Below are 22,048 nucleotides of genomic sequence, written 5' to 3'. Positions count from 1 at the left end.
TGGTCGGCGGGCTGTGCACGTTCTCCGCCTCAACTGTCGGGCGGGATGAAAGCCGTGGCGCAAGGAACTCCGCGCCACGGTTCCTGATGCAGATCAGGCGGCTTCGGCAGCCAGCTTCTTGGCCTTCTCGACGGCTTCCTCGATGGAACCGACCATGTAGAAGGCAGCTTCCGGCAGGTGGTCGTACTCGCCGTTGACGAGGCCCTTGAAGCCCTTGATCGTGTCTTCGAGCGCAACCAGCTTGCCCGGCGAGCCGGTGAAGACTTCGGCGACGAAGAACGGCTGCGACAGGAAACGCTCGATCTTGCGGGCGCGGGCGACGGCGATCTTGTCCTCTTCGGAAAGCTCGTCCATGCCCAGGATCGCGATGATGTCCTGCAGGGCCTTGTAGCGCTGCAGGGTCGACTGCACTTTGCGCGACACTTCGTAATGCTCTTCGCCGACGATCATCGGGTCCAGCATGCGCGAGGTCGAATCCAGCGGATCCACGGCCGGATAAATGCCCTTTTCGGCGATCGAACGCGACAGAACCGTCGTCGCATCGAGGTGCGCGAACGAGGTTGCCGGTGCCGGGTCGGTCAAGTCGTCGGCGGGAACGTAAATCGCCTGAACCGAGGTGATCGAGCCCTTGGTCGTGGTGGTGATGCGCTCCTGCATCTGGCCCATGTCGGTTGCAAGCGTCGGCTGATAGCCCACGGCCGAAGGAATACGGCCGAGCAGAGCCGACACTTCCGAGCCCGCCTGGGTGAAGCGGAAGATGTTGTCGACGAAGAAGAGAACGTCCTGACCTTCGTCACGGAACTGTTCGGCGACCGTCAGGCCGGTCAGCGCGACGCGTGCGCGGGCGCCGGGCGGCTCGTTCATCTGGCCGTAGACGAGTGCGGCCTTGGAGCCTTCGCCGCCGCCGTGCTTGTTCACGCCGGATTCGATCATTTCGTGATAGAGGTCGTTGCCTTCGCGGGTCCGCTCGCCGACGCCTGCGAAGACGGAGTAACCGCCGTGCGCCTTGGCGACGTTGTTGATCAGTTCCATGATCAGAACGGTCTTGCCGACGCCCGCGCCGCCGAAGAGGCCGATCTTGCCGCCCTTGGCATAGGGAGCGAGCAGGTCGACGACCTTGATGCCGGTGACGAGAATCTGCGCTTCGGTCGACTGTTCCACATAGGCCGGAGCGTCCTGGTGGATGGCGCGGCGGGCGGAAGTCTTCAGCGGACCGGCTTCGTCGACCGGCTCGCCGATGACGTTCATGATGCGGCCGAGCGTTTCCTTGCCGACCGGAACCGCGATCGGGCCGCCCGTGTCGGCGACCTTCTGGCCGCGAACGAGACCTTCGGTCGAGTCCATGGCGATCGTGCGGACGGAGTTTTCGCCGAGATGCTGTGCGACTTCGAGAACGAGGCGGTTGCCGTTGTTGTCGGTTTCCAGCGCGTTCAGGATCTGCGGGAGCTGGCCTTCTTCGAATGCGACGTCGACGACGGCGCCGATGACCTGCGTCACGCGGCCGACAGCACCCGTAGCCGCAACGACTGTCTTGGCGGAAGCTGCCTTCTTCGGAGCAGCCGGCTTCTTCGCCGCTGCGGTTTCTTTCGGGGTAGCTGCCTTAGCCATAATTCTTACCCTCTTCTCGTAACCTTAGAGCGCTTCCGCGCCAGAGATGATTTCAATGAGTTCCTTGGTGATCTGCGCCTGCCGCTGACGGTTGTAGCTGAGCGTCAGCTTGTCGATCATCTCACCCGCGTTGCGCGTCGCATTGTCCATGGCACTCATCTTCGCGCCCATTTCACCCGCGACGTTCTCGAGCAGGGCCCGGAAGATCTGCACGGAGATATTGCGCGGGATGAGATCGCTGAGGATCGCGCCGGCTTCCGGCTCGTATTCGTAGATCGCCGATGCCCCTTCGCCTTCGGCGGCCACTTCGCCGGCCGATGCCGGGATGAGCTGCTGGGCGGTCGGGATCTGGGAAATGACGGACTTGAACTCGGAATAGAACAGGGTGCAGACGTCGAACTCGCCGTTGTCGAAGAGCTCGATGACCTTGTGGCCGATCCGGTCCGCGTTCTCGAAACCGATCTTCTTGACTTCGCGCAGGTCGACACGGTCGATGATCAGCGACGCGAAGTCGCGCCGAAGCATATCGAAGCCCTTCTTCCCGACGCAGATGATCTTGACCGTCTTGCCCTGGGCCAGAAGCTTGCGCACATGGTCGCGGGCAAAGCGGGCGATCTGCGAGTTGAAGCCGCCGCAAAGACCGCGCTCGGCCGTGCAGACGATCACCAGGTGCGTGTCGTCCTTGCCGGTTCCCGTCATCAGCCGCGGCGCGCTGTCGTCCGCGCCGACCGCCTGGGCGATATTGGCGAGAACGGCAGCCATGCGCTGCGAATAGGGCCGGGCGGCCTCGGCCGCCTCCTGCGCACGCCGAAGCTTCGCCGCGGCGACCATCTTCATCGCCTTGGTGATCTTCTGCGTCGCCTTGACGGAGGCGATCCGGTTCTTCAGATCCTTAAGTGAAGGCATCCGTTGTCCGTCCTAGTTGAGGTCCGCTCAGGCGAAGGATTTGGCGAAGCTGTCGATTGCGCCCTTCAGCTTGGCCTTGGTGTCGTCCGAGATAGCCTTTTCCGTACGGATGGTATCCAGAACGGCCTTGCCTTCCGAACGGAGGTAGGAAAGGAGGCCGTGCTCGAACTTGCCGACCTCGCTGACCGGCAGCTTGTCGAGATAGCCGTTGACGCCGGCGAAGATGACCGCGACCTGCTCTTCCGTCTTCAGCGGCGAGAACTGCGGCTGCTTCAGAAGTTCGGTCAGGCGGGCACCGCGGTTGAGCAGACGCTGCGTCGCGGCATCGAGGTCCGAGCCGAACTGTGCGAAGGCCGCCATTTCGCGGTACTGGGCGAGCTCGCCCTTGATCGAGCCGGCGACCTGCTTCATCGCCTTGATCTGGGCGGAGGAGCCGACGCGCGAAACCGACAGACCGACGTTAACGGCCGGACGGATACCCTGGTAGAACAGGTCGGTTTCGAGGAAGATCTGGCCGTCGGTGATCGAGATCACGTTGGTCGGAATGAACGCGGACACGTCGTTGCCCTGCGTCTCGATGACTGGCAGAGCCGTCAGCGAGCCGGCGCCACGCTCGTCGGAGAGCTTGGCGGCGCGCTCCAGAAGGCGCGAATGCAGGTAGAAGACGTCGCCCGGATAGGCTTCACGGCCCGGCGGGCGGCGCAGCAGCAGAGACATCTGACGATAGGCGACGGCCTGCTTGGAAAGGTCGTCATAGCCGATCAGGGCGTGCTTGCCGTTGTCGCGGAAATATTCGCCCATCGCGCAGCCGGCGAACGGAGCCAGATACTGCATCGGCGCCGGATCGGAAGCCGTTGCAGCGACGATGATCGAATACTGCAGCGCGCCGCGCTCTTCGAGCACCTTGACGAACTGAGCGACCGTCGAGCGCTTCTGGCCGATAGCGACGTAGACGCAATAGAGCTTATCCCCTTCCGGGCCATTGTCGTGAATGGCTTTCTGGTTGAGGATCGTATCGAGAATGATCGCGGTCTTGCCGGTCTGGCGGTCGCCGATGACGAGCTCGCGCTGGCCGCGGCCGACCGGGATGAGGGCGTCGATGGCCTTGAGGCCGGTCGACATCGGCTCATGGACCGACTTGCGCGGAATGATGCCGGGCGCCTTGACGTCGACGCGGGCGCGCTGCTTGGCATTGATCGGGCCCTTGCCGTCGATCGGGTTGCCGAGCGCGTCCACGACGCGGCCGAGCAGCTCCGGACCTACGGGAACGTCCACGATGGCGCCGGTCCGCTTGACCGTGTCGCCTTCCTTGATGTCCCGGTCCGAGCCGAAGATAACCACACCGACATTGTCGGCTTCGAGGTTCAGCGCCATGCCGCGAATTCCGCCTGGGAATTCGACCATCTCGCCTGCCTGGACGTTGTCGAGGCCGTAGACGCGGGCGATACCGTCACCGACGGAAAGCACCTGGCCGACTTCGGAAACTTCCGCTTCCTGGCCGAAATTTTTGATCTGATCTTTAAGAATTGCGGAAATTTCCGCGGCGCGGATATCCATCAGCCGACCTCTTTCAGTGCAAGCTTAAGGGTAGAGAGTTTGGTGCGAAGGGAGGTGTCAATCTGGCGGGACCCGACCTTCACGATCAGACCTCCAAGAATAGACGGGTCGACGGTGACGTTTACCGCCACGTCTTTGCCGGTGACGCCTTTCAGCGCCGCCTTCAATTCGATTTCCTGCGCCAGCGTCAGCGCATGTGCCGACGTGACGTCGGCGGTGATTTCGCCCTTGTGACGGGCAGCGAGCAGACGGAACGCCTTGATGATGCCCGGCAGCACGAAGAGGCGGCGATTGCGCGCGACGACCTTCAGGAAGTTGCCGACCAGCCCGGAGAAGCCGAACTTCTCGACGAGGGCGGAAATGGCCTTGAACTGGTCGTCGGCGGAAAAGACCGGGCTTACGATCAGCCGCTTCAGATCGTCGCTGCCGTCGATCAGCGCCTGGATGCGCGTCAGATCGGCGCCGACTGCTTCGATCGACCCGGCATCAAGGGCAAGCTCGAAAAGCGAGGAGGCATATCTTTCTGCAACACCGGAAATGAGCTGGGATGTGTCTGCCACGGGCACAAGCTTCTCTCAAAATCATCCAGGAATGCCAGGACAGGCGAACCGTCGACCTAACATCTTGAATTTGCTGCAATAACTCGCAGGATATCGAGGCCGGTCGACCCACTTCCCCCGCAGTTCGCGGTTCGTCTAGCATAGGATGTTTGGACTCGCAACACGCCAACGGCAGGAATGCGGCATTACCCGGCCGCTTCGGCCGAATTTTGCCGTAAATAGTGTCGCAGGCCCTTGTCGGCGATCAGATCAGCCCGAAAACATAGGCAAGAGGCAGGATCGCGAGCGCCGCCTGGACCAGGAGCGCGAGCCAGTTGAAGAGGGTCGCGCCGTTGTCGCTCATGATCGACAGGATGCGACCGAACGCCGCGAGTGCGAAAGCCGCGCCGACGGCGAGGTAGACCATTGGCTGGGCAAGCAGGATGGCGCCGAGGCCCAGGCCCAGATGCATGCCGCCCATGGTGGAGCGGGCCTCCGCCAGCCCTCCCCGCCGCCCCTCGGCGATGCCGATCCCGGCGGCACGAAAGGTCAGGCGCGGCGCAAAGAGCATGACGAGCCCGATCAGCGCCGCGAGCGCGGCCGCACAAAAAGCCAGCAGCTCCCCGGTTTCCGTCGGTATGTAGAACTCCATCTCCGTCCCCGCCCGTTGCTGTGGACCCTCCGCCTCGCGCCGAGCCGACGCGATGCGTGAAAGAGGTCTAGCCTATGTCCTTCCGGATGTGAATCGGTCGAAGGACGAAGATCCGACAGTGATCACAAAAAACTCTGCGGATCGATGTCGAGCTGGACGCTGACCGATCCGCGCTCCTTGGGGCCGGCGGCGATCATCGCCCGGACGAAGGACTGCATGTCGCTGTTGCGCCGCCCGTGGACGAGAAGCCGGAAGCGATGTCGGCCGCGGATGAGCGCGAGCGGCGCTTCCGCCGGTCCGAGGATCGCGATGCCGTCGACGCGCGGCGCGGCATTGCGCAGTCCGCGGGCGTGGCCCTCGGCATCGCCGCGCGTATCGGCCGAAACGATGATCGAGGCGAGCCGGCCGAAAGGGGGCAGCACCGCCCTTTCCCGCTCATGGATCTCGCGTTCGTAGAAAGCGTCGGAATCGCCGGACACGATCGCCTGCATGACCGGATGCTGCGGCTGATACGTCTGCAGAAGCCCGAGGCTCTTGAGGCCCGTCCGGCCGGCACGCCCCGTCACCTGGGAAAGGAGCTGGAACGTCCGTTCCGCAGCGCGCGGGTCGCCATTGGCAAGACCCAGATCCGCATCGACGATGCCGACGAGCGTCATGTTCGGGAAGTTGTGCCCCTTGGCGACGAGTTGGGTGCCGATGACGATGTCCGCCTCCCCGCGGGCGATCGCCTCGAGCTCCAGCCGCAGCCGCTTGACGCCCATCAGGTCGGAGGAGAGCACAATGGTGCGCGCTTCGGGGAAATGCCGCTCGACCTCTTCGGCGATGCGCTCTACCCCTGGGCCGCAGGCAACGAGATGATCGAGCGTGCCGCATTCCGGGCAGGCTTCCGGCGTCCTCTCCGAATAGCCGCAATGATGGCACTGGATCTGCCCGCGGAAACGGTGCTCGACCAGCCAGCTCGAGCAGTCCGGGCACTGAAAGCGATGGCCGCAGACGCGGCAGAGCGTCAGCGGCGCATAGCCGCGCCGGTTCAGGAACAGGAGCGCCTGCTCGCGCCGGCCGATCGTCTTGCCGATCTGGTTCACGAGCACCGGCGAGAGAAAGCCGCCGCGTTCCGGCGGATGACGGCGCATGTCGACTATGCCGAGATCGGGGAGCGCCGCATCGCCGAAGCGGGTGGGCAGATGGATCGGCCGGTAACGCCCCACCTCGCCGTTCACCCGGCTCTCGACCGACGGCGTGGCGGAGACGAGCACGACCGGAAAATTGCCGATCCGCCCGCGCACCACGGCCATATCGCGCGCATTGTAGAAAACGCGGTCCTCCTGCTTGTAGGCGGGGTCGTGCTCCTCGTCGACGATGATGAGGCCGAGATCCTCGAAGGGCAGGAACAGCGCCGAGCGGGCGCCGGCGACGACGCGCACCTGGCCGGTCGTCACCTGCCGCCAGACCTTTTCCCGCGTGCGCGGCGCGAGATCGGAATGCCACTCCGCGGGCTTCGCGCCGAAGCGCTCCTGGAAGCGTTCGAGGAAGCTTGCGGTCAGCGCGATCTCCGGCAGCAGGATCAGGACCTGCTTGCCGGCGCGCAACGTCGCCGCTATCGCCTCGAAATAGACCTCCGTCTTGCCGGAACCGGTGATGCCGTCGATCAGCGATACCGAGAATTTCCGCTCCTCGACGGCGACCAGCAGGTCGGCAGCCGCCTGTCTCTGCGGGCCTTCGAGGCGCGGCGCGGCGAAAGCCGGATCCGGCGCGGCGACGACCGGCGGCGGCGGCATGAAGACGGTCTCGAACACGCCCTGCGACGTCAGGCCGTCGATGACGCTGGACGAGACGCCCGCGGCGTGGGCAAGCCCCGAGCGGGTCCAGGAAAGCCCGTCGCTCGCGGTGGCGAGGACGCGCTCGCGCGCCGCAGTCATTCGTTCCGGCCGAATCTCGGTCAGACGCAGGGCCTCCACCATCGGCTCCGGATCGAACGCGGCCGGCGCCCGGAGTGCCATCCGGGCGACGAGGCCCGGCGGCGTCAGCGTGTAGCTCGCCACCCAATCGAGAAAGGCGCGCATGTCCGGGCCGAGCGGCGGGCAGTCGAAGACCTTCTCGATCTGCTTCAGCTTTTTCGGATCGACGCCGCCGTCGTCTTCGCCGTCCCACACGACGCCGACGACGAAACGGGGGCCGAGCGGCACCTGGACGATCGATCCCGGCTCGACCGCCATGCCGTCGGGCACCGCGTAGGAATAGGCCCTCGGCGCCGGCATGGGCACCAGGACGGGCACCACCCGGCGGTCGAGTACGGGGCCGAATAAATCGGTTGAATCAAGAGTCATTTTGCCGTGACCTTGCCACCGCTTTCAGTTAAAGAAAACTCGCAGCGAACCGCTGCCTTGCGGAAAGCAGGGTTTGTCACGGTTCCAACCGAGTTTCAACGCGCGCGATATCCGCCATGGAATTTCCTGCTGTGGAGATGCGCCCGAAACGGCTGAGTGCCAAAGGAAGACTCCGATGAAATTTTTCGTTGATACCGCCGATGTGAAGGACATCCGGGAACTGAACGATCTCGGCCTGCTCGACGGCGTCACCACAAATCCGTCATTGATCCTGAAGGCGGGCCGCGACATCGTCGAGGTTACCAAGGAAATCTGCTCGATCGTCGAAGGTCCGGTTTCGGCCGAAGTGACCGCGACCGAATACAGCGCGATGATGAAGGAAGCGGCCGCCCTTTCGAAGATCGCCGACAATATCTGCATCAAGCTGCCGCTGACGCTCGACGGCCTCAAGGCTTGCAAGGCACTGACCTCGGACGGTCACCAGACCAATGTGACGCTGTGCTTCTCGGCAAACCAGGCGCTGCTCGCCGCCAAGGCCGGCGCGACCTTCGTCTCGCCGTTCATCGGCCGCCTCGACGATATCGCCGTCGACGGCATGGACCTGATCCGCGAAATCCGCCAGATCTTCGACAATTACGGCTACGAGACGGAGATCCTCGCCGCCTCGGTGCGCACGGTCAACCACGTCAAGGAGGCCGCCCTCATCGGCGCCGACGTCGTCACCGCCCCGCCGGCAACGCTGAAAGCCCTGGTCAAGCACCCGCTGACCGACAAGGGCCTCGAAATGTTCCTCGCCGACTGGGCCAAGACCGGCCAGAAGATCGCCTGATCCTCCGGCGTCGAACGGAACTGACCAGGGGCCTCGCAGTGATGCGGGGCCTTTTTTCCGAGTTCGCCCGTCTTCTAAAGGTCGCTCTGCAGGCGGGCGAGGGGACGAGTACGCGGCCGTCATGTTGCCTTGCCTGCAGGGTGGCCGGCAGGCCAGATAAGAGAGCCCTTATTCGTCCTCCTCTTCGACCGCGCCGGTAAGCCGCATGCCGTCGATCCAGGTGGCTCCGTCCTTGCGAATTACACGCCGCGGGCGAACGCCGCATTGCTGCCGGACCAGCTCGGCCAGGCGTTCGGAATGCGTGACGATCCAGATCTGGCTCTCCCCAGCGGCACTGGCGACCATGGCAGCCAGTGCCGGCAGCATATCGGGATGAAGGCTCGTCTCGGGCTCGTTGAGCGCGATGAACCGGGGACGGCGATAGGACAACAGCGCCGCCGCAAGTGCCAGAAAACGCATCTGCCCGTCCGAAAGCTCGCGCGGCGAAAATGCCCGGTGCGGAAAGTCCGGAAAGACGAGCGAGAATTCGGCGAACTGGCCGGGTTCGGGCACCTGCAGGCGGGCGCCTGCAAAGGCGTCGGCAACCGCGCGATCGAGATCGACCGTATCCTGCCTCGTGTGCCGGAGCGTCGCGAAGACGGCGGCCATGTTGGCGCCGGTTTCGTCCAGCAATGGCGCGGTGATGGCGAGGCAGGGCATCCGCAGCGGCGATTCGCGGTCGGTGCGAAAGCCGTGAAAGAACCGCCATTGGTCGACCGCCCGGCGGAAGCTGCCGATTTCAGGGTAGTGGCCGGCGTCGCCGAGCAGCGCGATAGCCGTCTCCGAGGTCATCGCCTGCTCCGGATAGTCCACCATCCGGCCGCCCTCGCCGCGCACGAAGATACCGGGGCCGGTGCGCTTCATCACCGGAACCGGACGCCGGCCCGTCTCGATCGTGAGCTCCTCCTCCTTGACCTGCGGCTCATAGGCGAAACCCGCCGCCGCCTTTGGCGGGCGGAAACCCGCCTCGATCCGGTAGCGGAAGGTGATCGCTCGCTCCTCGTCGATCAGTTCGGCGTCCAGCCGAATACGCGCCGGCTTGCCGACGCGCTGCGGGCCGCTCCAGATGGCGGACGCCATGCCGCCTTCTTCCGCAATCTCGCGGGCGAGATGGCCTCTCACGGCAGCCTGAACCAGCTGCAGGGCACGATAGAGGTTGGACTTCCCGACGCCGTTCTCTCCGATGAAAAGATTGACGCCGGCCAAATCCATTCGGATCGAGCGCAGCGACCGGTAGTTCTCGGCGAACATCGAGCGAAGCATCATGGTGACGGCTTAGCCCGCTACAACCGCCCTGGCAGACAGCTCGAACGCCGCATCGCTGTCGGCAGCCAGTGCGTGTACCGTATGACGCTCCAGCGCACGCGTCACCTCCACCGGATCGCCGTCGAGCGCATCCGCCGGAATGAGATTGCCGATCCGGAAGTCGAAGCGGTCGCCCTTCTTGTTCAGGAGTTCGTGGAACACCGTCATGTCGCGCAGTTCCGTCGACCATTTGGCAAACCAGTAGAAGAGGCCGGAATTGCGCGCGCTCATATGCACCGGCAGGATCGGCAGGCCGTATTTGCGCGCGAAGCCGACCGCCGAGCTCTTCCAGGGGCGCTCGTTGAGCCGTCCCTCGGCCCAATAGGCGATGCGGCCGGAGGGGAAGAGCACGGTCGCCTTGCCCGCCTCGATGGCCCTGTTCGTCACCTGCAGCGTTTCGCGCGCCTTGAGCTTCGACTTGTATTCCTCGCGCCATTCGACCGGAATGACCATTTCCACGAAGCGCGGATTGACGCGGATCGCGTCGCGGTTCGCAAAGAACATCATGTCCGGCCGCCGGCTCTTCAGGAGATCGAAGACGGCGATGCCGTCGGCGATCCCCGTCGGATGGTTGCTGACGAGCAGGAACCCGCCCTTCTCGGGAATGCGCTCCGGCTTGTCGGCGCGGATCTCGAGAGCGAGAAGCGAACTCAGATGCTCGAAGGCCTGGAAACCCGGCATATTGGCGACGGCATTGGCGAACTCGATCGCCTTGCGGTAGTTGAGCAGCGTGTAGAGAAAGGGCCGCATGACGGGCCACAGGGGATGGCAGACGATCTTCTGGCCGCGTTCCGCGATCAGCGTATCGACGATATGGCCGGGACGCCCTTGCGAGACCAGCGCAACCGCCTCTGCAAAATGCGCCAGAGCGCTCGCCGAATCACGTCTCGACATTGTCCCATCCGCTGTTGCTGGCCGAACATTGCAGTTCAATATGATCGAACAATGACAAATTCCAAGGGGCCGCAGCAGCAAACTTCAGCACGTTAGCAAAAACATAACACGCCCGATGCGATGCTCCGAGCCTGGATCAGTGAGCGCACCGCGCTGATGAACCCGCCGGGCCCGATGATGAACGAACTTCTTGCCATAGGCCATCCCGAAGTGATGGCGGAACGAAGGCGCTGGCTTGCGAGCCTCGCCGAGGAACGCCGGTTGTCCGAAAAGACGGTAGACGCCTATGAACGCGACACGCGGCAGTTCCTGACATTCCTGACCGGGCACCTCGCCGGTCCGCCGCGGCTGTCGGATATTCGCGCCCTTCGCCCCGCGGATCTGCGCGGCTTCCTGGCGCAGCGCCGCAAGGGAGGCGCCGGCGCGCGCACGCTCGGCCGCGGCCTGGCAGGTCTGCGTTCTTTCCTGCGCTATCTCGAGAGAAACGGGCTCGCCAATGCGGCGGGTGCAGGGGCGGTGCGGTCCCCGAAGCAGCCGAAGTCTCTCCCCAAGGCATTGACCGACCGGGAGGCCCTGAAGGTCGTCACCGCGGACGCGCAACTGGCCGAGGAACCCTGGATCGCGGCGCGCAATGCCGCAGTGCTGACCCTGCTCTATGGCTGCGGCCTGCGGATAGCGGAGGCGCTGGACCTGACCCCCGCCGATTTCTCAGGACCGGTGACGTCGCTCAGGGTCACCGGAAAGGGCGGCAAGACACGGATCGTGCCGATGATCGCCGCCGCCGCCGAAGCGGTCGAGACCTATCGAAAGCTCTGCCCCTACCATATCGAGCCCGGAGAGCCGATTTTCCGCGGCGCCCGCGGCGCGAAGCTCCAGCCGGCGATCATCCAGCGCGAGATGCAGAAGCTGCGCGCCGCACTCGGCCTGCCGGATTCGGCGACACCGCACGCGCTGCGCCACTCTTTCGCGACGCATCTTCTGGCGGGCGGAGGGGATCTCCGCACCATCCAGGAACTGCTCGGCCATGCCAGCCTGTCGACCACGCAGGTCTATACCGGCGTCGATTCGGCACGGCTTCTGGAAATCTACGACCGCGCCCATCCGCGCGCCTAAAATCTGACGTCCTTGGCCGTTAACCAAGCGTGTTAAGGAACCCGTGACCGTGGGGGAGTAGGGTTCCGTCAATGCCGGGGGCATCCATGAACACTTTCACCAGACCCGTCCGCGATCTCGCGGCCAAGGCGGCCGACGGCCTGTTGTGGCTGACGGCACTGCTCAATCTACTGACGGCAGCGAGCCTCGTTGCCGCCCTGCTCCATGTGTCGGAGGCACGGGCGGAAGAGACGGACTGCGCCGGCAGCAACATCTTGACGGGCCTCGAACACTCGGATCCGGCCCGCCTGGCGGCGCTGCGCGCGGAAGCGGCGGCGGTGCCCAACGGAAAGGGCCTGCTTTGGAAGATCGAAGGGCACGGTCAGGCGCCCTCCTTCCTGCTCGGCACCATGCATGTCACCGATCCGCGCGTGCTGGCGATGCCCGGCGGCGCGACGGAGGCCTTCGCAAGGGCTGAGACGGTGATCGTCGAGTCCGACGAGATCGTCGACCAGAACAGGGCAACCGCCGCGATCATGATGCAGCCGGAACTGACCATGTTCACCGGCGACAAGACGATCAACGATTTCCTGAAGCCGGAGGACCGCGCGCTACTCGAAAGCGGTCTCAGGGCGCGCGGCATCCCGCTGCCGCTCGTCACCAAGATGAAGCCGTGGATGATTGCCAGCTTCGTCGCCCTGCCGGCCTGCGAGTTCTCGCGCAAGGCGGCCGGTGCCTCCTTCCTCGACAAGAAGCTCGCCGAGGACGCTCTGAGGGAGGGCAAGACGCTCAAGGGTCTTGAAACGCTGGTCGAACAGCTTTCGGCAATGGATTCGCTGCCGGTCGAAATGCATCTCAAGGCACTGATCGAAACGCTTGCTCTCGGCAAGACGATCGACGACGTGATGACGACGACCACCGATCTCTACCTCTCCGGCGAGACGGGCACGATCATGCCCATGATGAAACTCGCCTCCGCCGGGATTTCATCCGACGACGCCGGCTATGCCGAGTTCGAGCAGCGCATCATCATCGATCGCAACAGGATCATGGCAGATCGCGCCGCGCCCCTCCTGAAGGGCGGCGGCGTGTTCATGGCCGTGGGCGCGCTGCACCTTCCCGGGAAGGAAGGCCTCGTCGAACTCCTGCGTCAGCAGGGGTTCACTGTGACGCAGGTGGAATGATCGGCCGGTCAATGCGGTGGGAGGGCAGGCCCTCCCGATAATCACATGTGGATCGGCTTGGCGAAGGTGGCGAGCGCCGCTTCCTTTACCGCCTCAGACATCGTCGGATGGGCGTGGCAGGTGCGGCCGAGGTCCTCCGACGATCCGCCGAACTCCATCAGCACCGCGATCTCGTGGATCATTTCGCCGGCGCCGAAGCCGATGATGTGGCCGCCGAGCACGCGGTCGGTCTCCTTGTCCGCGAGGATCTTCACGAAACCGTCCGTCTGCAGCATGGCGCGGGCGCGGCCATTGGCGGTGAAGGGGAACTTGCCGACCTTGTAGGCGACGCCCGCGGCCTTCAGCTCTTCCTCGGTCTTGCCGACGGAGGCGACCTCGGGCTGGGTATAGACGACGCCTGGAATGACGTCGTAATTCACATGCCCGGCCTGGCCTGCGATGATCTCGGCGACGGCAACGCCTTCGTCCTCGGCCTTGTGCGCCAGCATCGGCCCACGCACGACGTCGCCGATCGCATAGACACCGGTGATGCTCGTCTGAAAATGCTGGTCGATCTCGACGCGACCGCGCGAATCGAGCACGACGCCCGCCTTGGCGAGACCCAAGCCGTCCGTCGAGGGCTTGCGTCCGGTAGCGATGAGCACGACCTCGGCATCGAGCGCAGTGGCCTCGCCGCCCTTAACCGGTTCGAAGGTGACCTTGGCACCGTCGCCGGATTTCACGACACCGGTCACCTTGGCGCCGAGTTTGAAGTCGATGCCCTGCTTGGTCAGCATCCGCTGAAGCTGCTTGGCAACCTCGCCGTCCATGCCGCCGAGAATCGTGTCGAGGAATTCGACCACGGTCACCTTTGCGCCGAGGCGCGCCCAGACGGAGCCGAGCTCGAGGCCGATGACGCCTCCGCCGACGACGATCATGCTCGCCGGGACCTTTTCGAGCGCGAGCGCCCCGGTCGAGGAGACGATCACCTTTTCGTCGAACGCGACCTCCACGCCCGGAATGCCGGCGACATCCGAACCGGTGGCTATGACGACGTTCTTCGCCTCGAGCTCCTGCTCCTCTCCGTTTTCGTTCGTGACCGAGACCTTGCCCTGGCCGAGAACCTTGCCGGTACCCTGGAAGCCGTCGATCTTGTTCTTCTTGAAGAGGAAGGAGACGCCGTCGACATTGGACTTAACAGTCGCGTCCTTGTGGGCCATCATCTTCTGAAGGTTGAGCTTCGGGCTTGCGACCTCGACTCCCAGCGCCTCCAGGCCGTGCTGCGCCTGATGGAACATTTCGGAAGCATGCAGCAGCGCCTTGGAGGGGATGCAGCCGACATTCAGGCATGTGCCGCCATAGGTGCTGCGCTTCTCGACCACGGCAACCTTCATGCCGAGCTGCGCCGCCTTGATGGCGCAGACATAGCCGCCGGGGCCGCTTCCGATAACGATGAGATCATAGGCCATTTGATAATCCTTCTTGGGAGGACGGTCTTGGGAGGGCTACCGCCCGCCACTGACGGTGAGAATGGTTCCCGTCACGTAAGTCGCCTTGTCGGACAGGAGATAGAGAATTGCATCGGCAACCTCGCCGGCCGTTCCGGGCCGCTGCATCGGGATCGTGGGTGCGAGGTCGCGGGCGCGGTCGGGCAGCCCGCCGGAGGCATGAATTTCCGTATCGATGATGCCGGGCCGGACCGCGTTCACGCGTATGCCCTCTGTGGCAACTTCACGCGCCAGGCCGACCGTGAAGCTGTCGATCGCGCCCTTCGTGGCGGCGTAGTCGACATATTGCCCCGGCGCGCCAAGCACGGCGGCGATGGAGGAGAGATTGACGATCGAGCCGCCCCGCCCGCCGTGGCGCGTCGACATCCGGAGCACCGCCTCGGCGGCGCAACGGATGGAGCCCGTCACGTTGGTGCGGAACAGCCGCTCGATCCGCTCGGGCGAAACCTCGTCTACGCGCTGCGGCGGACCGATGATCCCGGCATTGTTCACGAGGCCGTCGAGACGGCCGAAGGCGGTGTCGACGGCTGCAAAGATCGCCTTCACCCCCTCTTCCCTGCCCACGTCGCCCTCGACGGAAACGGCCGTGCCGCCGGCCTCCGCGATGCAGCGGACCACGTCCTCGGCCGCATCGCGACTGGACGCATAGTTGACGGCGACCCTCCAGCCTTCTTTGGCCGCGGCAAGCGCGACCGCGGCGCCGATGCCGCGGCTGCCCCCGGTGACGAGAAGCACAGGTCCGCTGCTCATGATCCACACCCCTTGAACTGGAAGACATCCGAACTGTCGGTGGTCCCCTTGCCTTCGCCCCAGGCACTCGATCCACGCAGCGACGGTCCGAAATCCGGAAGCAGGATCCGATCGGCTGCGGGCGCGTCCTCCGGCTGAAGCAGCCCGATCTGGCCGGCCTTGTCGACCGCATAGATCGGGCCCTGCCAGACGGTGCAGGCCTCGAGTTCCGCGCCGGTCACGTCGCCGGTGGGGCAGTCGTTCATGACGATCCCGTTCGCCCGCAGCGGTTCGCCGGACTGCATCACGACGCCATCGAGCAGAAGGCCGGTGTCCCCGATCCTGATCTTGAAGTGATTGCTGGTGACTGCTGCCTCCGATCCGACGGGCTCGAAGCGCAGCTCATAGGTTCCGGCCGGATCGGCGTAGACCGCCTGCGCCTGGGTGCACTCGTCCGCAAGGGCCGGTGCTGCCGAAAGCATAAGCGAAGCGAAGAGAACGTTGCGGCCGCCGATCATCACGCGGCCTTTTCCGTCGCCAGCTTCAGTCCGAGAGCGATGAAGACCATGCCGCTCGCCCGGTCGATCCATTTGCTCGCGCGCGTGAAGGCCGCCCGCATCCGCGGCGTCGTCATGAACAGGCTGACCCCGACGAACCAGAGGATCAGCGCGCTCGCCATGACGAAGCCATAGCCGAACTTGACCGTCATCGGCGTATGGGCGCTGACGACCGTCGAGAAGATGGACAGGAAGAAGAAGACCGCCTTGGGATTGAGCGCGTTGGCGGCAAAGCCGAGGCCGAAGGCCTTCAGCGCCGACTGCTGCCTGCGGGCTTCGCCGGTCTCGGCCGCTGCCTCGACCGCGATTTCCGTCTGGCCGGCGCGAAGGGCTTTGATGCCGATGTAGATCAGGTAGGCGACGCCGCACCACTTGACGATGTTGAAGAGGTAGATCGACTGCGAGATGATCAGCCCGAGGCCGAGAATGGTGTAGGTCACGTGGAACATCAGCGACGCGCCGATGCCGAAGGAGGTGACGATCGCCGCGCGGCGGCCGTGCACCAGCGATTGGCGCAGCACCATGGCGAGGTCGGCGCCGGGCGAAACGATGGCGAAGGTGAAGATCGCCATTAGCGAAGCGAGTTCGATCAGATAGCTCATCATGGTTGCGACCGGTGCTTACGATGCCCAACTGTCCGGGATGCGCGCATAGCGTGCCCCCAAAACCTAACCTCTGGTTCCGTGGCTGTCGATGCCCGTCAGACGTGCGTCCCGGTCCGGGCATCGGTGGAGATGGAAACGGGGGCACACGGCCCCCGCCATTCAGGCCGACCCGGCCTAAATCACCGCGATCTAGAGATCCAGCACCAGGCGTTCCGGATCCTCGAGGCTTTCCTTGACGCGCACGAGGAAGGTCACCGCTTCCTTGCCGTCGACGATGCGGTGATCGTAGGAGAGCGCCAGATACATCATCGGCCGGATGACGACCTGACCGCCGATCGCGACCGGGCGGTCCTGGATCTTGTGCATGCCGAGGATGCCCGATTGCGGAGCGTTGAGGATCGGCGAGGACATCAGCGAACCGTAGACGCCGCCGTTGGAGATGGTGAAGGTGCCGCCCTGCATGTCGGCCATGGCCAGCGTTCCGTCACGCGCTGCCTTGCCGAGACGGCCGATTTCCTTCTCGATTTCGGCGATCGACATCTGGTCGGCATCGCGCACGACCGGCACGACGAGGCCCTTGTCCGTACCGACGGCGACGCCGACGTGGCAGAAGTTCTTGTAGATGATCTCGGTGCCGTCGACCTCGGCGTTGACAGCCGGCAACTCCTTCAGCGCATGCGTCACGGCCTTGGTGAAGAAGCCCATGAAGCCGAGCTTCACGCCGTGCTTCTTCTCGAAGATGTCCTTGTACTTCGAGCGCAGGCTCATGACGGCGCTCATGTCCACCTCGTTATAGGTGGTGAGCATAGCCGCGGTGTTCTGCGCGTCCTTCAAGCGCCGGGCGATCGTCTGCCGCAGGCGGGTCATCTTCACGCGCTCTTCGCGAGAGGCATCTTCCGCCGGTGCCGGCGCGCGGGCCTGGATCTTGGCCGGCTCGGCTGCAGCCGGAGCCGAAATGCCCTTGGCGACGGCCGCGAGCACGTCACCCTTCAGCACCTGGCCACGCTTGCCCGAGCCGTCGATCTGATCGGCGGAAAGACTGTTCTCGGCCATGAGCTTGGCAGCCGCCGGTGCCGGCGGCATCGACGTGGACGTCTGCGTCGCGGCAGCGGCGGCCGGCTGTGCGGCCGCAGCCGGAGCAGCGGTAGCCGCCGCAGGTTCAGGCTTCTTCTCGGCCGCAGCCGGCGCAGCGGCGGCAGCACCCGCGCCGCCCTCGGAGATCTGGCCGAGCAGCGCGCCGAGGCCGACGGTTTCACCCGCCTGCGCGACGATTTCGCTGAGCGTGCCGGCGGCCGGGGCCGGGACTTCGATCGTCACCTTGTCGGTCTCGAGCTCGAGGATCGGCTCGTCGGCCTTGATCGCGTCGCCGACCTTCTTGAACCAGGTGCCGACGGTCGCTTCGCTGACGGATTCGCCAAGGGTGGGAACGCGGATTTCTGTTGCCATGAGTTTTGTTCCGTTGATCAGATTTCTGTTTCTAGCTCTTTGAGTTACGCGCTCCCGGACGGAAAACCGCTACGCTGAAAGCGCGTCAGCGAGCGGCAGACCGTGAGGGCTTGGTCAGCCACCCAGCGCATCCTCGAGGAAGGCGGCAAGCTGGGCCAGATGCTTGGACATCAGGCCGGTCGCCGGCGAAGCGGCGGCCGGACGGCCGGTATAGCGCACCCGCTGGTACTTGGCATCGATATGGGCAAGGACCCACTCCAGATAGGGATCGATGAATGCCCAGGCGCCCATGTTCTTCGGCTCTTCCTGGCACCAGACCATCTCCGCGTTGCGGAAGCGGCTGAGCTCGTTGATGAGCGCCTTGGCCGGGAACGGATAGAGCTGCTCGACGCGCAGCAGGTAGATGTCGTCGATGCCGCGCTTCTCGCGCTCCTCCAGAAGGTCGTAATAGACCTTGCCCGAGCACATGACGACGCGACGGATCTTCGAATCCTTCTGCAGCTTGATCGGACCGTCCTTGATGACCTCGGCATCGTCCCAGAGGAGACGGTGGAAGGAGCTCTCGCCGGCCATTTCCGACAGGCTGGAGACCGCCCGCTTGTGACGCAGCAGCGACTTCGGCGTCATCAGGATCAGCGGCTTGCGGAAATCGCGCTTCACCTGACGGCGCAGGATGTGGAAATAGTTCGCCGGGGTCGTGACGTTGGCGACCTGCATGTTGTCTTCCGCGCAAAGCTGCAGGAACCGTTCCAGCCGGGCGGAGGAATGCTCCGGCCCCTGACCCTCGTAGCCGTGCGGCAGCAGGCAGACGAGGCCCGACATGCGCAGCCACTTGCGCTCACCCGACGAGATGAACTGGTCGAAGACCACCTGCGCGCCGTTGGCGAAGTCGCCGAACTGGGCTTCCCAGAGCGTCAGGGCGTTCGGGCGAGCGAGCGAATAGCCGTATTCGAAGCCGAGGACGGCCTCTTCCGAGAGCATCGAGTTGATGACCTCGTAGCGTGCCTGGGTCGGCGACAGGTTGGCGAGCGGAATGTAGCGCTCTTCGGTCTCCTGATCGTAGAGAACCGAATGGCGCTGGGAAAAGGTGCCGCGCTCGCAATCCTGACCGGACAGGCGGATCTTGGTGCCCTCGGTCACGAGCGTACCGAAGGCGAGCGCTTCCGCCATCGCCCAGTCGATGCCCTCGCCGGTCTGGATCATGTTGGCGCGGTTTTCCATGAAGCGCTGGATGGTGCGGTGCGCGCTGAAGCCGGCCGGAATTTCGGACAGCTTGCGACCGACCTCCTTCAACTGCTTCATCGGCACCGAGGTGCGGCCGCGGCGCTGCTCATCCTGGTTGTCGGCCGTGCGCAGGCCCGACCAGGCGCCGTCGAGCCAGTCGGCCTTGTTCGGCTTGTAGGACTGACCCGCCTCGAATTCCTGTTCGAGATGGGCGCGCCAATCGGCCTTCATCTTCTCGACTTCGCCTTCGCTGATCAGGCCCTGGGCGATCAGCCGGTCCGAATAGAGCTGGACGACGGTCTTGTGCGCACGGATCGCCTTGTACATCTTCGGCTGCGTGAACGCCGGCTCGTCGCCCTCGTTGTGACCGAAGCGGCGGTAGCAGAACATGTCGATGACCACCGGCTTGTGGAACTTCATCCGGAATTCGGTCGCGACCTTGGCCGCATAGACCACCGCTTCCGGATCGTCACCGTTCACGTGGAAGATCGGCGCCTCGATCATCTTCGCCACGTCCGACGGATAGGGCGAGGAACGCGAGAAGGCCGGGTTCGTGGTGAAGCCGATCTGGTTGTTGATGATGAAATGCACCGTGCCGCCGACACGATGCCCGCGCAGGCCGGAGAGGCCGAGAATTTCGGCGACCACACCCTGGCCGGCAAAGGCCGCGTCGCCGTGCAGGATCAGCGGCATGACCTTGACGCGTTCGCGCAGCGGAATGATGTCGCCTTCGAATACGGTCGCCATCTGGTCCTGCTTGGCGCGCGCCTTGCCCATGACGACCGGATTGACGATCTCGAGATGCGACGGGTTTGCCGTCAGCGACAGGTGGACCTTGTTGCCGTCGAACTCGCGGTCCGAGGAAGCGCCCAGGTGATATTTGACGTCGCCGGAGCCTTCCACGTCATCGGGCGTATAGGAGCCGCCCTTGAACTCGTGGAAGATGGCGCGGTGCGGCTTTGCCATGACCTGCGAGAGAACGTTGAGGCGGCCGCGATGCGCCATGCCCAGCACGATCTCCTTGAGGCCGAGCTGGCCACCGCGCTTGATGATCTGCTCGAGCGCCGGGATCAGGGATTCGCCGCCGTCGACCCCGAAGCGCTTGGTGCCCTTGTACTTGACGTCGATGAACTGCTCGAAGCCTTCCGCCTCGATGAGCTTCTGCAGGATCGCCTTCTTGCCCTCGGGGGTGAATTCGACGCCCTTGTCCGGGCCTTCGATGCGTTCCTGTATCCAGCCCTTCTCTTCCGGGTTGGACATATGCATGAATTCGACACCGATCGTCGAACAATAGGTCCGCTCGAGGATCTCGACCATCTCGCGCACGGTCGCATATTCGAGGCCGAGCACGTTGTCGATGAAGATCTTGCGGTCGTAGTCCTTCTCTTCGAAGCCGTAGGTCTTCGGGGAGAGTTCGTCATAATCCTCGACCGGATCCGCAAGGCCGAGCGGGTCGAGCTTGGCGTGCAGGTGGCCGCGCATGCGATAGGCGCGGATCATCATGATGGCGCGGACGGAATCGCGCGTCGACTGATGCACCTCGGCCTCGCTGAGCGCCACGCCGGCAGCGGCTGCGGCCTCCTCGGCCTTGGCCTTGACCTTTTTTTCGATGACCTTCTCGACTGTGCCCCAGTCGCCGTCGAGGGCCGAGACGAGTTCGCCATTGGCGGGAATCGGCCAGTTCTGCTTCTTCCAGGAGGCGCCCTTGGCCGCCCTCACCACATCTTCGGGCCGGTCGGCAAGCGCCTTGAAGAAGGACTGCCACTCGGCCGAAACGGATGAGGGGTCCGCTTCATAGCGCGCATGGAGCTGCTCGATATAGGCGGCATTGGCGCCGTCCAGAAAGGATGTGAGCTGGAATTGCTCGTTGGCCTCTTGCCTTGTCATGGTCTATCGCGGACTTCAGCCCGCCTCCTGACTTAAGTTGGTGTGCCGGGTTGTCCCGGTCGTGTTTGCCTTCTGCCGGATCGGCGCCTTCAACGGTCAGGCGCGTCGTTCCGGCTGCGTCGGCCCGGTTCCGGCTGTTCGCCATCTGCACCGGACTTGACGCTCATCATCGTATCTTTCGTGGCTCCATTGGGGCGGCATGGCCGCCGCCCCGCTGCAAAGTGCCACGGCGACCTTTATGCGTCCGGCAGGACGCGCGGGCGCCGTGGGATTGTTCGTCAGCCCTTCAGGACTTCGACCAGCGTCTTGCCGAGGCGTGCGGGCGAAGGCGAGACGCGGATCCCGGCCGATTCCATCGCCGCAATCTTGTCTTCCGCACCACCCTTGCCGCCGGAGATGACGGCGCCGGCATGGCCCATCGTGCGGCCGGGAGGCGCGGTACGGCCCGCGATGAAGCCGACCATCGGCTTCTTGCGGCCGCGCTTCGCCTCGTCCTTCAGGAACTGCGCCGCTTCCTCTTCGGCCGAGCCGCCGATCTCGCCGATCATGATGATCGACTTGGTCTCGTCGTCTGCGAGGAACATTTCCAGCACGTCGATGAACTCGGTGCCCTTGACCGGGTCGCCGCCGATGCCGACTGCCGTCGTCTGGCCGAGGCCTTCATTGGTGGTCTGGAACACCGCCTCGTAGGTCAGCGTGCCGGAGCGCGAAAGCACGCCGACCGAACCCTTGCGGAAGATGTTGCCCGGCATGATGCCGATCTTGCACTCGTCCGGCGTCAGCACGCCCGGGCAGTTCGGGCCGATGAGGCGCGAAGACGACTTTTCGAGCCGGGCCTTGACCTTCACCATGTCGGCGACTGGAATGCCCTCGGTGATGCAGACGATGAGCGGGATTTCCGCATCGATCGCTTCGATGATCGCCGCAGCGGCACCGGCCGGCGGGACATAGATCACGGAAGCGTTGGCGCCGGTCGCATCGCGGCCTTCGGCGACCGTCGCGAAGATCGGCAGTTGCTCGCCCTTGGCACCGGTCCAGGTCTCGCCGCCCTTCTTCGGGTGAATGCCGCCGACCATCTTGGTGCCGTTATAGGCGAGTGCCTGCTCGGTGTGGAAGGTACCGGTCTTGCCGGTGAGGCCCTGAACGAGAACCTTGGTGTCTTTGTTGATCAGGATGGACAT

At 64.5% G+C, this 22,048-nt stretch carries 18 protein-coding genes; 3 read left to right on the top strand and 15 right to left on the bottom strand.

The window, feature by feature from the left end; translation table 11 throughout:
• Nucleotides 1-93: 93 nt before the first annotated feature.
• From atpD to ACFHWW_RS13075, 6 genes are all read right to left on the bottom strand, one after another.
• Nucleotides 94-1,608 (bottom strand): F0F1 ATP synthase subunit beta, encoded by a 1,515-nt coding sequence (gene atpD / locus ACFHWW_RS13100; protein WP_018097275.1) that lies wholly within the window; start codon nucleotides 1,606-1,608, stop codon nucleotides 94-96.
• 24 nt (nucleotides 1,609-1,632) lie between these two features.
• The gene (locus ACFHWW_RS13095) at nucleotides 1,633-2,514 is read right to left on the bottom strand and encodes a F0F1 ATP synthase subunit gamma (protein WP_018097276.1); all 882 of its coding nucleotides are present in this window, start codon (nucleotides 2,512-2,514) and stop codon (nucleotides 1,633-1,635) included.
• 27 nt (nucleotides 2,515-2,541) lie between these two features.
• Nucleotides 2,542-4,071 (bottom strand): F0F1 ATP synthase subunit alpha, encoded by a 1,530-nt coding sequence (atpA, locus tag ACFHWW_RS13090; RefSeq protein ID WP_018097277.1) that lies wholly within the window; start codon nucleotides 4,069-4,071, stop codon nucleotides 2,542-2,544.
• Nucleotides 4,071-4,637 (bottom strand): F0F1 ATP synthase subunit delta, encoded by a 567-nt coding sequence (locus ACFHWW_RS13085; RefSeq protein WP_010970368.1) that lies wholly within the window; start codon nucleotides 4,635-4,637, stop codon nucleotides 4,071-4,073. The genes atpA and ACFHWW_RS13085 overlap by 1 nt, the downstream gene beginning before the upstream one ends.
• 238 nt (nucleotides 4,638-4,875) lie before the next feature.
• Nucleotides 4,876-5,262 (bottom strand): hypothetical protein, encoded by a 387-nt coding sequence (locus ACFHWW_RS13080; RefSeq protein ID WP_003530294.1) that lies wholly within the window; start codon nucleotides 5,260-5,262, stop codon nucleotides 4,876-4,878.
• Between the two features lie 122 nt (nucleotides 5,263-5,384).
• Entirely contained in the window at nucleotides 5,385-7,589 is a 2,205-nt protein-coding gene (locus tag ACFHWW_RS13075) for a primosomal protein N' (RefSeq protein ID WP_379938575.1), read from the bottom strand.
• A 175-nt stretch (nucleotides 7,590-7,764) separates the two neighbouring features.
• Here ACFHWW_RS13075 and fsa point away from each other — a divergent pair, with 175 nt between their 5' ends.
• Nucleotides 7,765-8,418: a fructose-6-phosphate aldolase gene (gene fsa / locus ACFHWW_RS13070; RefSeq protein WP_003530290.1), complete on the top strand. Its 654-nt coding sequence runs from the start codon at nucleotides 7,765-7,767 to the stop codon at nucleotides 8,416-8,418.
• A 168-nt stretch (nucleotides 8,419-8,586) separates the two neighbouring features.
• Here fsa and ACFHWW_RS13065 read toward each other — a convergent pair whose 3' ends face one another.
• Together ACFHWW_RS13065 and ACFHWW_RS13060 are read right to left on the bottom strand one after the other, a co-directional pair.
• Nucleotides 8,587-9,723: an AAA family ATPase gene (locus ACFHWW_RS13065; RefSeq protein WP_100672796.1), complete on the bottom strand. Its 1,137-nt coding sequence runs from the start codon at nucleotides 9,721-9,723 to the stop codon at nucleotides 8,587-8,589.
• A 9-nt stretch (nucleotides 9,724-9,732) separates the two neighbouring features.
• Complete coding sequence (locus ACFHWW_RS13060) at nucleotides 9,733-10,656, bottom strand: GNAT family N-acetyltransferase (protein ID WP_100672795.1); 924 nt, start codon at nucleotides 10,654-10,656, stop codon at nucleotides 9,733-9,735.
• Nucleotides 10,657-10,833: 177 nt separating this feature from the next.
• Between ACFHWW_RS13060 and ACFHWW_RS13055 the strand changes: the two genes are divergently transcribed.
• Complete coding sequence (locus tag ACFHWW_RS13055) at nucleotides 10,834-11,769, top strand: tyrosine recombinase XerC (RefSeq protein WP_164866960.1); 936 nt, start codon at nucleotides 10,834-10,836, stop codon at nucleotides 11,767-11,769.
• 86 nt (nucleotides 11,770-11,855) lie between these two features.
• Nucleotides 11,856-12,932, top strand: coding sequence for a TraB/GumN family protein (locus ACFHWW_RS13050; protein ID WP_379938572.1), 1,077 nt, complete (start codon nucleotides 11,856-11,858; stop codon nucleotides 12,930-12,932).
• A 41-nt stretch (nucleotides 12,933-12,973) separates the two neighbouring features.
• Here the strand turns inward: ACFHWW_RS13050 and lpdA are convergent, their stop codons facing one another.
• From lpdA to sucD, 7 genes are all read right to left on the bottom strand, one after another.
• Nucleotides 12,974-14,380, bottom strand: coding sequence for a dihydrolipoyl dehydrogenase (lpdA, locus tag ACFHWW_RS13045; RefSeq protein WP_379938570.1), 1,407 nt, complete (start codon nucleotides 14,378-14,380; stop codon nucleotides 12,974-12,976).
• 36 nt (nucleotides 14,381-14,416) lie between these two features.
• Nucleotides 14,417-15,169 (bottom strand): SDR family oxidoreductase, encoded by a 753-nt coding sequence (locus ACFHWW_RS13040; protein ID WP_379938568.1) that lies wholly within the window; start codon nucleotides 15,167-15,169, stop codon nucleotides 14,417-14,419.
• Nucleotides 15,166-15,666 (bottom strand): hypothetical protein, encoded by a 501-nt coding sequence (locus tag ACFHWW_RS13035; RefSeq protein WP_379938637.1) that lies wholly within the window; start codon nucleotides 15,664-15,666, stop codon nucleotides 15,166-15,168. Before ACFHWW_RS13035 ends, ACFHWW_RS13040 begins: the two co-directional genes overlap by 4 nt.
• A complete protein-coding gene (locus tag ACFHWW_RS13030) occupies nucleotides 15,666-16,310 on the bottom strand; it encodes a LysE family transporter (RefSeq protein ID WP_018097286.1) in 645 nt (214 codons plus the stop codon). The genes ACFHWW_RS13035 and ACFHWW_RS13030 overlap by 1 nt, the downstream gene beginning before the upstream one ends.
• Nucleotides 16,311-16,499: 189 nt before the next feature.
• Nucleotides 16,500-17,756 (bottom strand): 2-oxoglutarate dehydrogenase complex dihydrolipoyllysine-residue succinyltransferase, encoded by a 1,257-nt coding sequence (odhB, locus tag ACFHWW_RS13025; RefSeq protein WP_018097287.1) that lies wholly within the window; start codon nucleotides 17,754-17,756, stop codon nucleotides 16,500-16,502.
• 114 nt (nucleotides 17,757-17,870) lie between these two features.
• Nucleotides 17,871-20,867: a 2-oxoglutarate dehydrogenase E1 component gene (locus ACFHWW_RS13020; protein WP_018097288.1), complete on the bottom strand. Its 2,997-nt coding sequence runs from the start codon at nucleotides 20,865-20,867 to the stop codon at nucleotides 17,871-17,873.
• 278 nt (nucleotides 20,868-21,145) lie between these two features.
• Entirely contained in the window at nucleotides 21,146-22,048 is a 903-nt protein-coding gene (gene sucD, locus ACFHWW_RS13015) for a succinate--CoA ligase subunit alpha (RefSeq protein ID WP_003530262.1), read from the bottom strand.

The sequence above is a fragment of the Sinorhizobium sp. P24N7 genome (genome assembly GCF_042436655.1).
Lineage (GTDB): Bacteria > Pseudomonadota > Alphaproteobacteria > Rhizobiales > Rhizobiaceae > Sinorhizobium > Sinorhizobium meliloti_A.
Note: the sequence above shows the minus strand (reverse complement) of the source record. Positions and strands in the feature narration are given on the sequence as shown.

Bases quoted from the DNA above. Each gene is read 5' to 3' on its own strand.
- atpD (WP_018097275.1), bottom strand. From the start codon at position 1,608: ATGGCTAAGGCAGCTACCCCGAAAGAAACCGCAGCGGCGAAGAAGCCG.
- ACFHWW_RS13095 (WP_018097276.1), bottom strand. From the start codon at position 2,514: ATGCCTTCACTTAAGGATCTGAAGAACCGGATCGCCTCCGTCAAGGCG.
- atpA (WP_018097277.1), bottom strand. From the start codon at position 4,071: ATGGATATCCGCGCCGCGGAAATTTCCGCAATTCTTAAAGATCAGATC.
- ACFHWW_RS13080 (WP_003530294.1), bottom strand. From the start codon at position 5,262: ATGGAGTTCTACATACCGACGGAAACCGGGGAGCTGCTGGCTTTTTGT.
- ACFHWW_RS13075 (WP_379938575.1), bottom strand. From the start codon at position 7,589: ATGACTCTTGATTCAACCGATTTATTCGGCCCCGTACTCGACCGCCGG.
- fsa (WP_003530290.1), top strand. From the start codon at position 7,765: ATGAAATTTTTCGTTGATACCGCCGATGTGAAGGACATCCGGGAACTG.
- ACFHWW_RS13065 (WP_100672796.1), bottom strand. From the start codon at position 9,723: ATGATGCTTCGCTCGATGTTCGCCGAGAACTACCGGTCGCTGCGCTCG.
- ACFHWW_RS13060 (WP_100672795.1), bottom strand. From the start codon at position 10,656: ATGTCGAGACGTGATTCGGCGAGCGCTCTGGCGCATTTTGCAGAGGCG.
- ACFHWW_RS13055 (WP_164866960.1), top strand. From the start codon at position 10,834: ATGAACGAACTTCTTGCCATAGGCCATCCCGAAGTGATGGCGGAACGA.
- ACFHWW_RS13050 (WP_379938572.1), top strand. From the start codon at position 11,856: ATGAACACTTTCACCAGACCCGTCCGCGATCTCGCGGCCAAGGCGGCC.
- lpdA (WP_379938570.1), bottom strand. From the start codon at position 14,380: ATGGCCTATGATCTCATCGTTATCGGAAGCGGCCCCGGCGGCTATGTC.
- ACFHWW_RS13040 (WP_379938568.1), bottom strand. From the start codon at position 15,169: ATGAGCAGCGGACCTGTGCTTCTCGTCACCGGGGGCAGCCGCGGCATC.
- ACFHWW_RS13035 (WP_379938637.1), bottom strand. From the start codon at position 15,666: ATGATCGGCGGCCGCAACGTTCTCTTCGCTTCGCTTATGCTTTCGGCA.
- ACFHWW_RS13030 (WP_018097286.1), bottom strand. From the start codon at position 16,310: ATGATGAGCTATCTGATCGAACTCGCTTCGCTAATGGCGATCTTCACC.
- odhB (WP_018097287.1), bottom strand. From the start codon at position 17,756: ATGGCAACAGAAATCCGCGTTCCCACCCTTGGCGAATCCGTCAGCGAA.
- ACFHWW_RS13020 (WP_018097288.1), bottom strand. From the start codon at position 20,867: ATGACAAGGCAAGAGGCCAACGAGCAATTCCAGCTCACATCCTTTCTG.
- sucD (WP_003530262.1), bottom strand. From the start codon at position 22,048: ATGTCCATCCTGATCAACAAAGACACCAAGGTTCTCGTTCAGGGCCTC.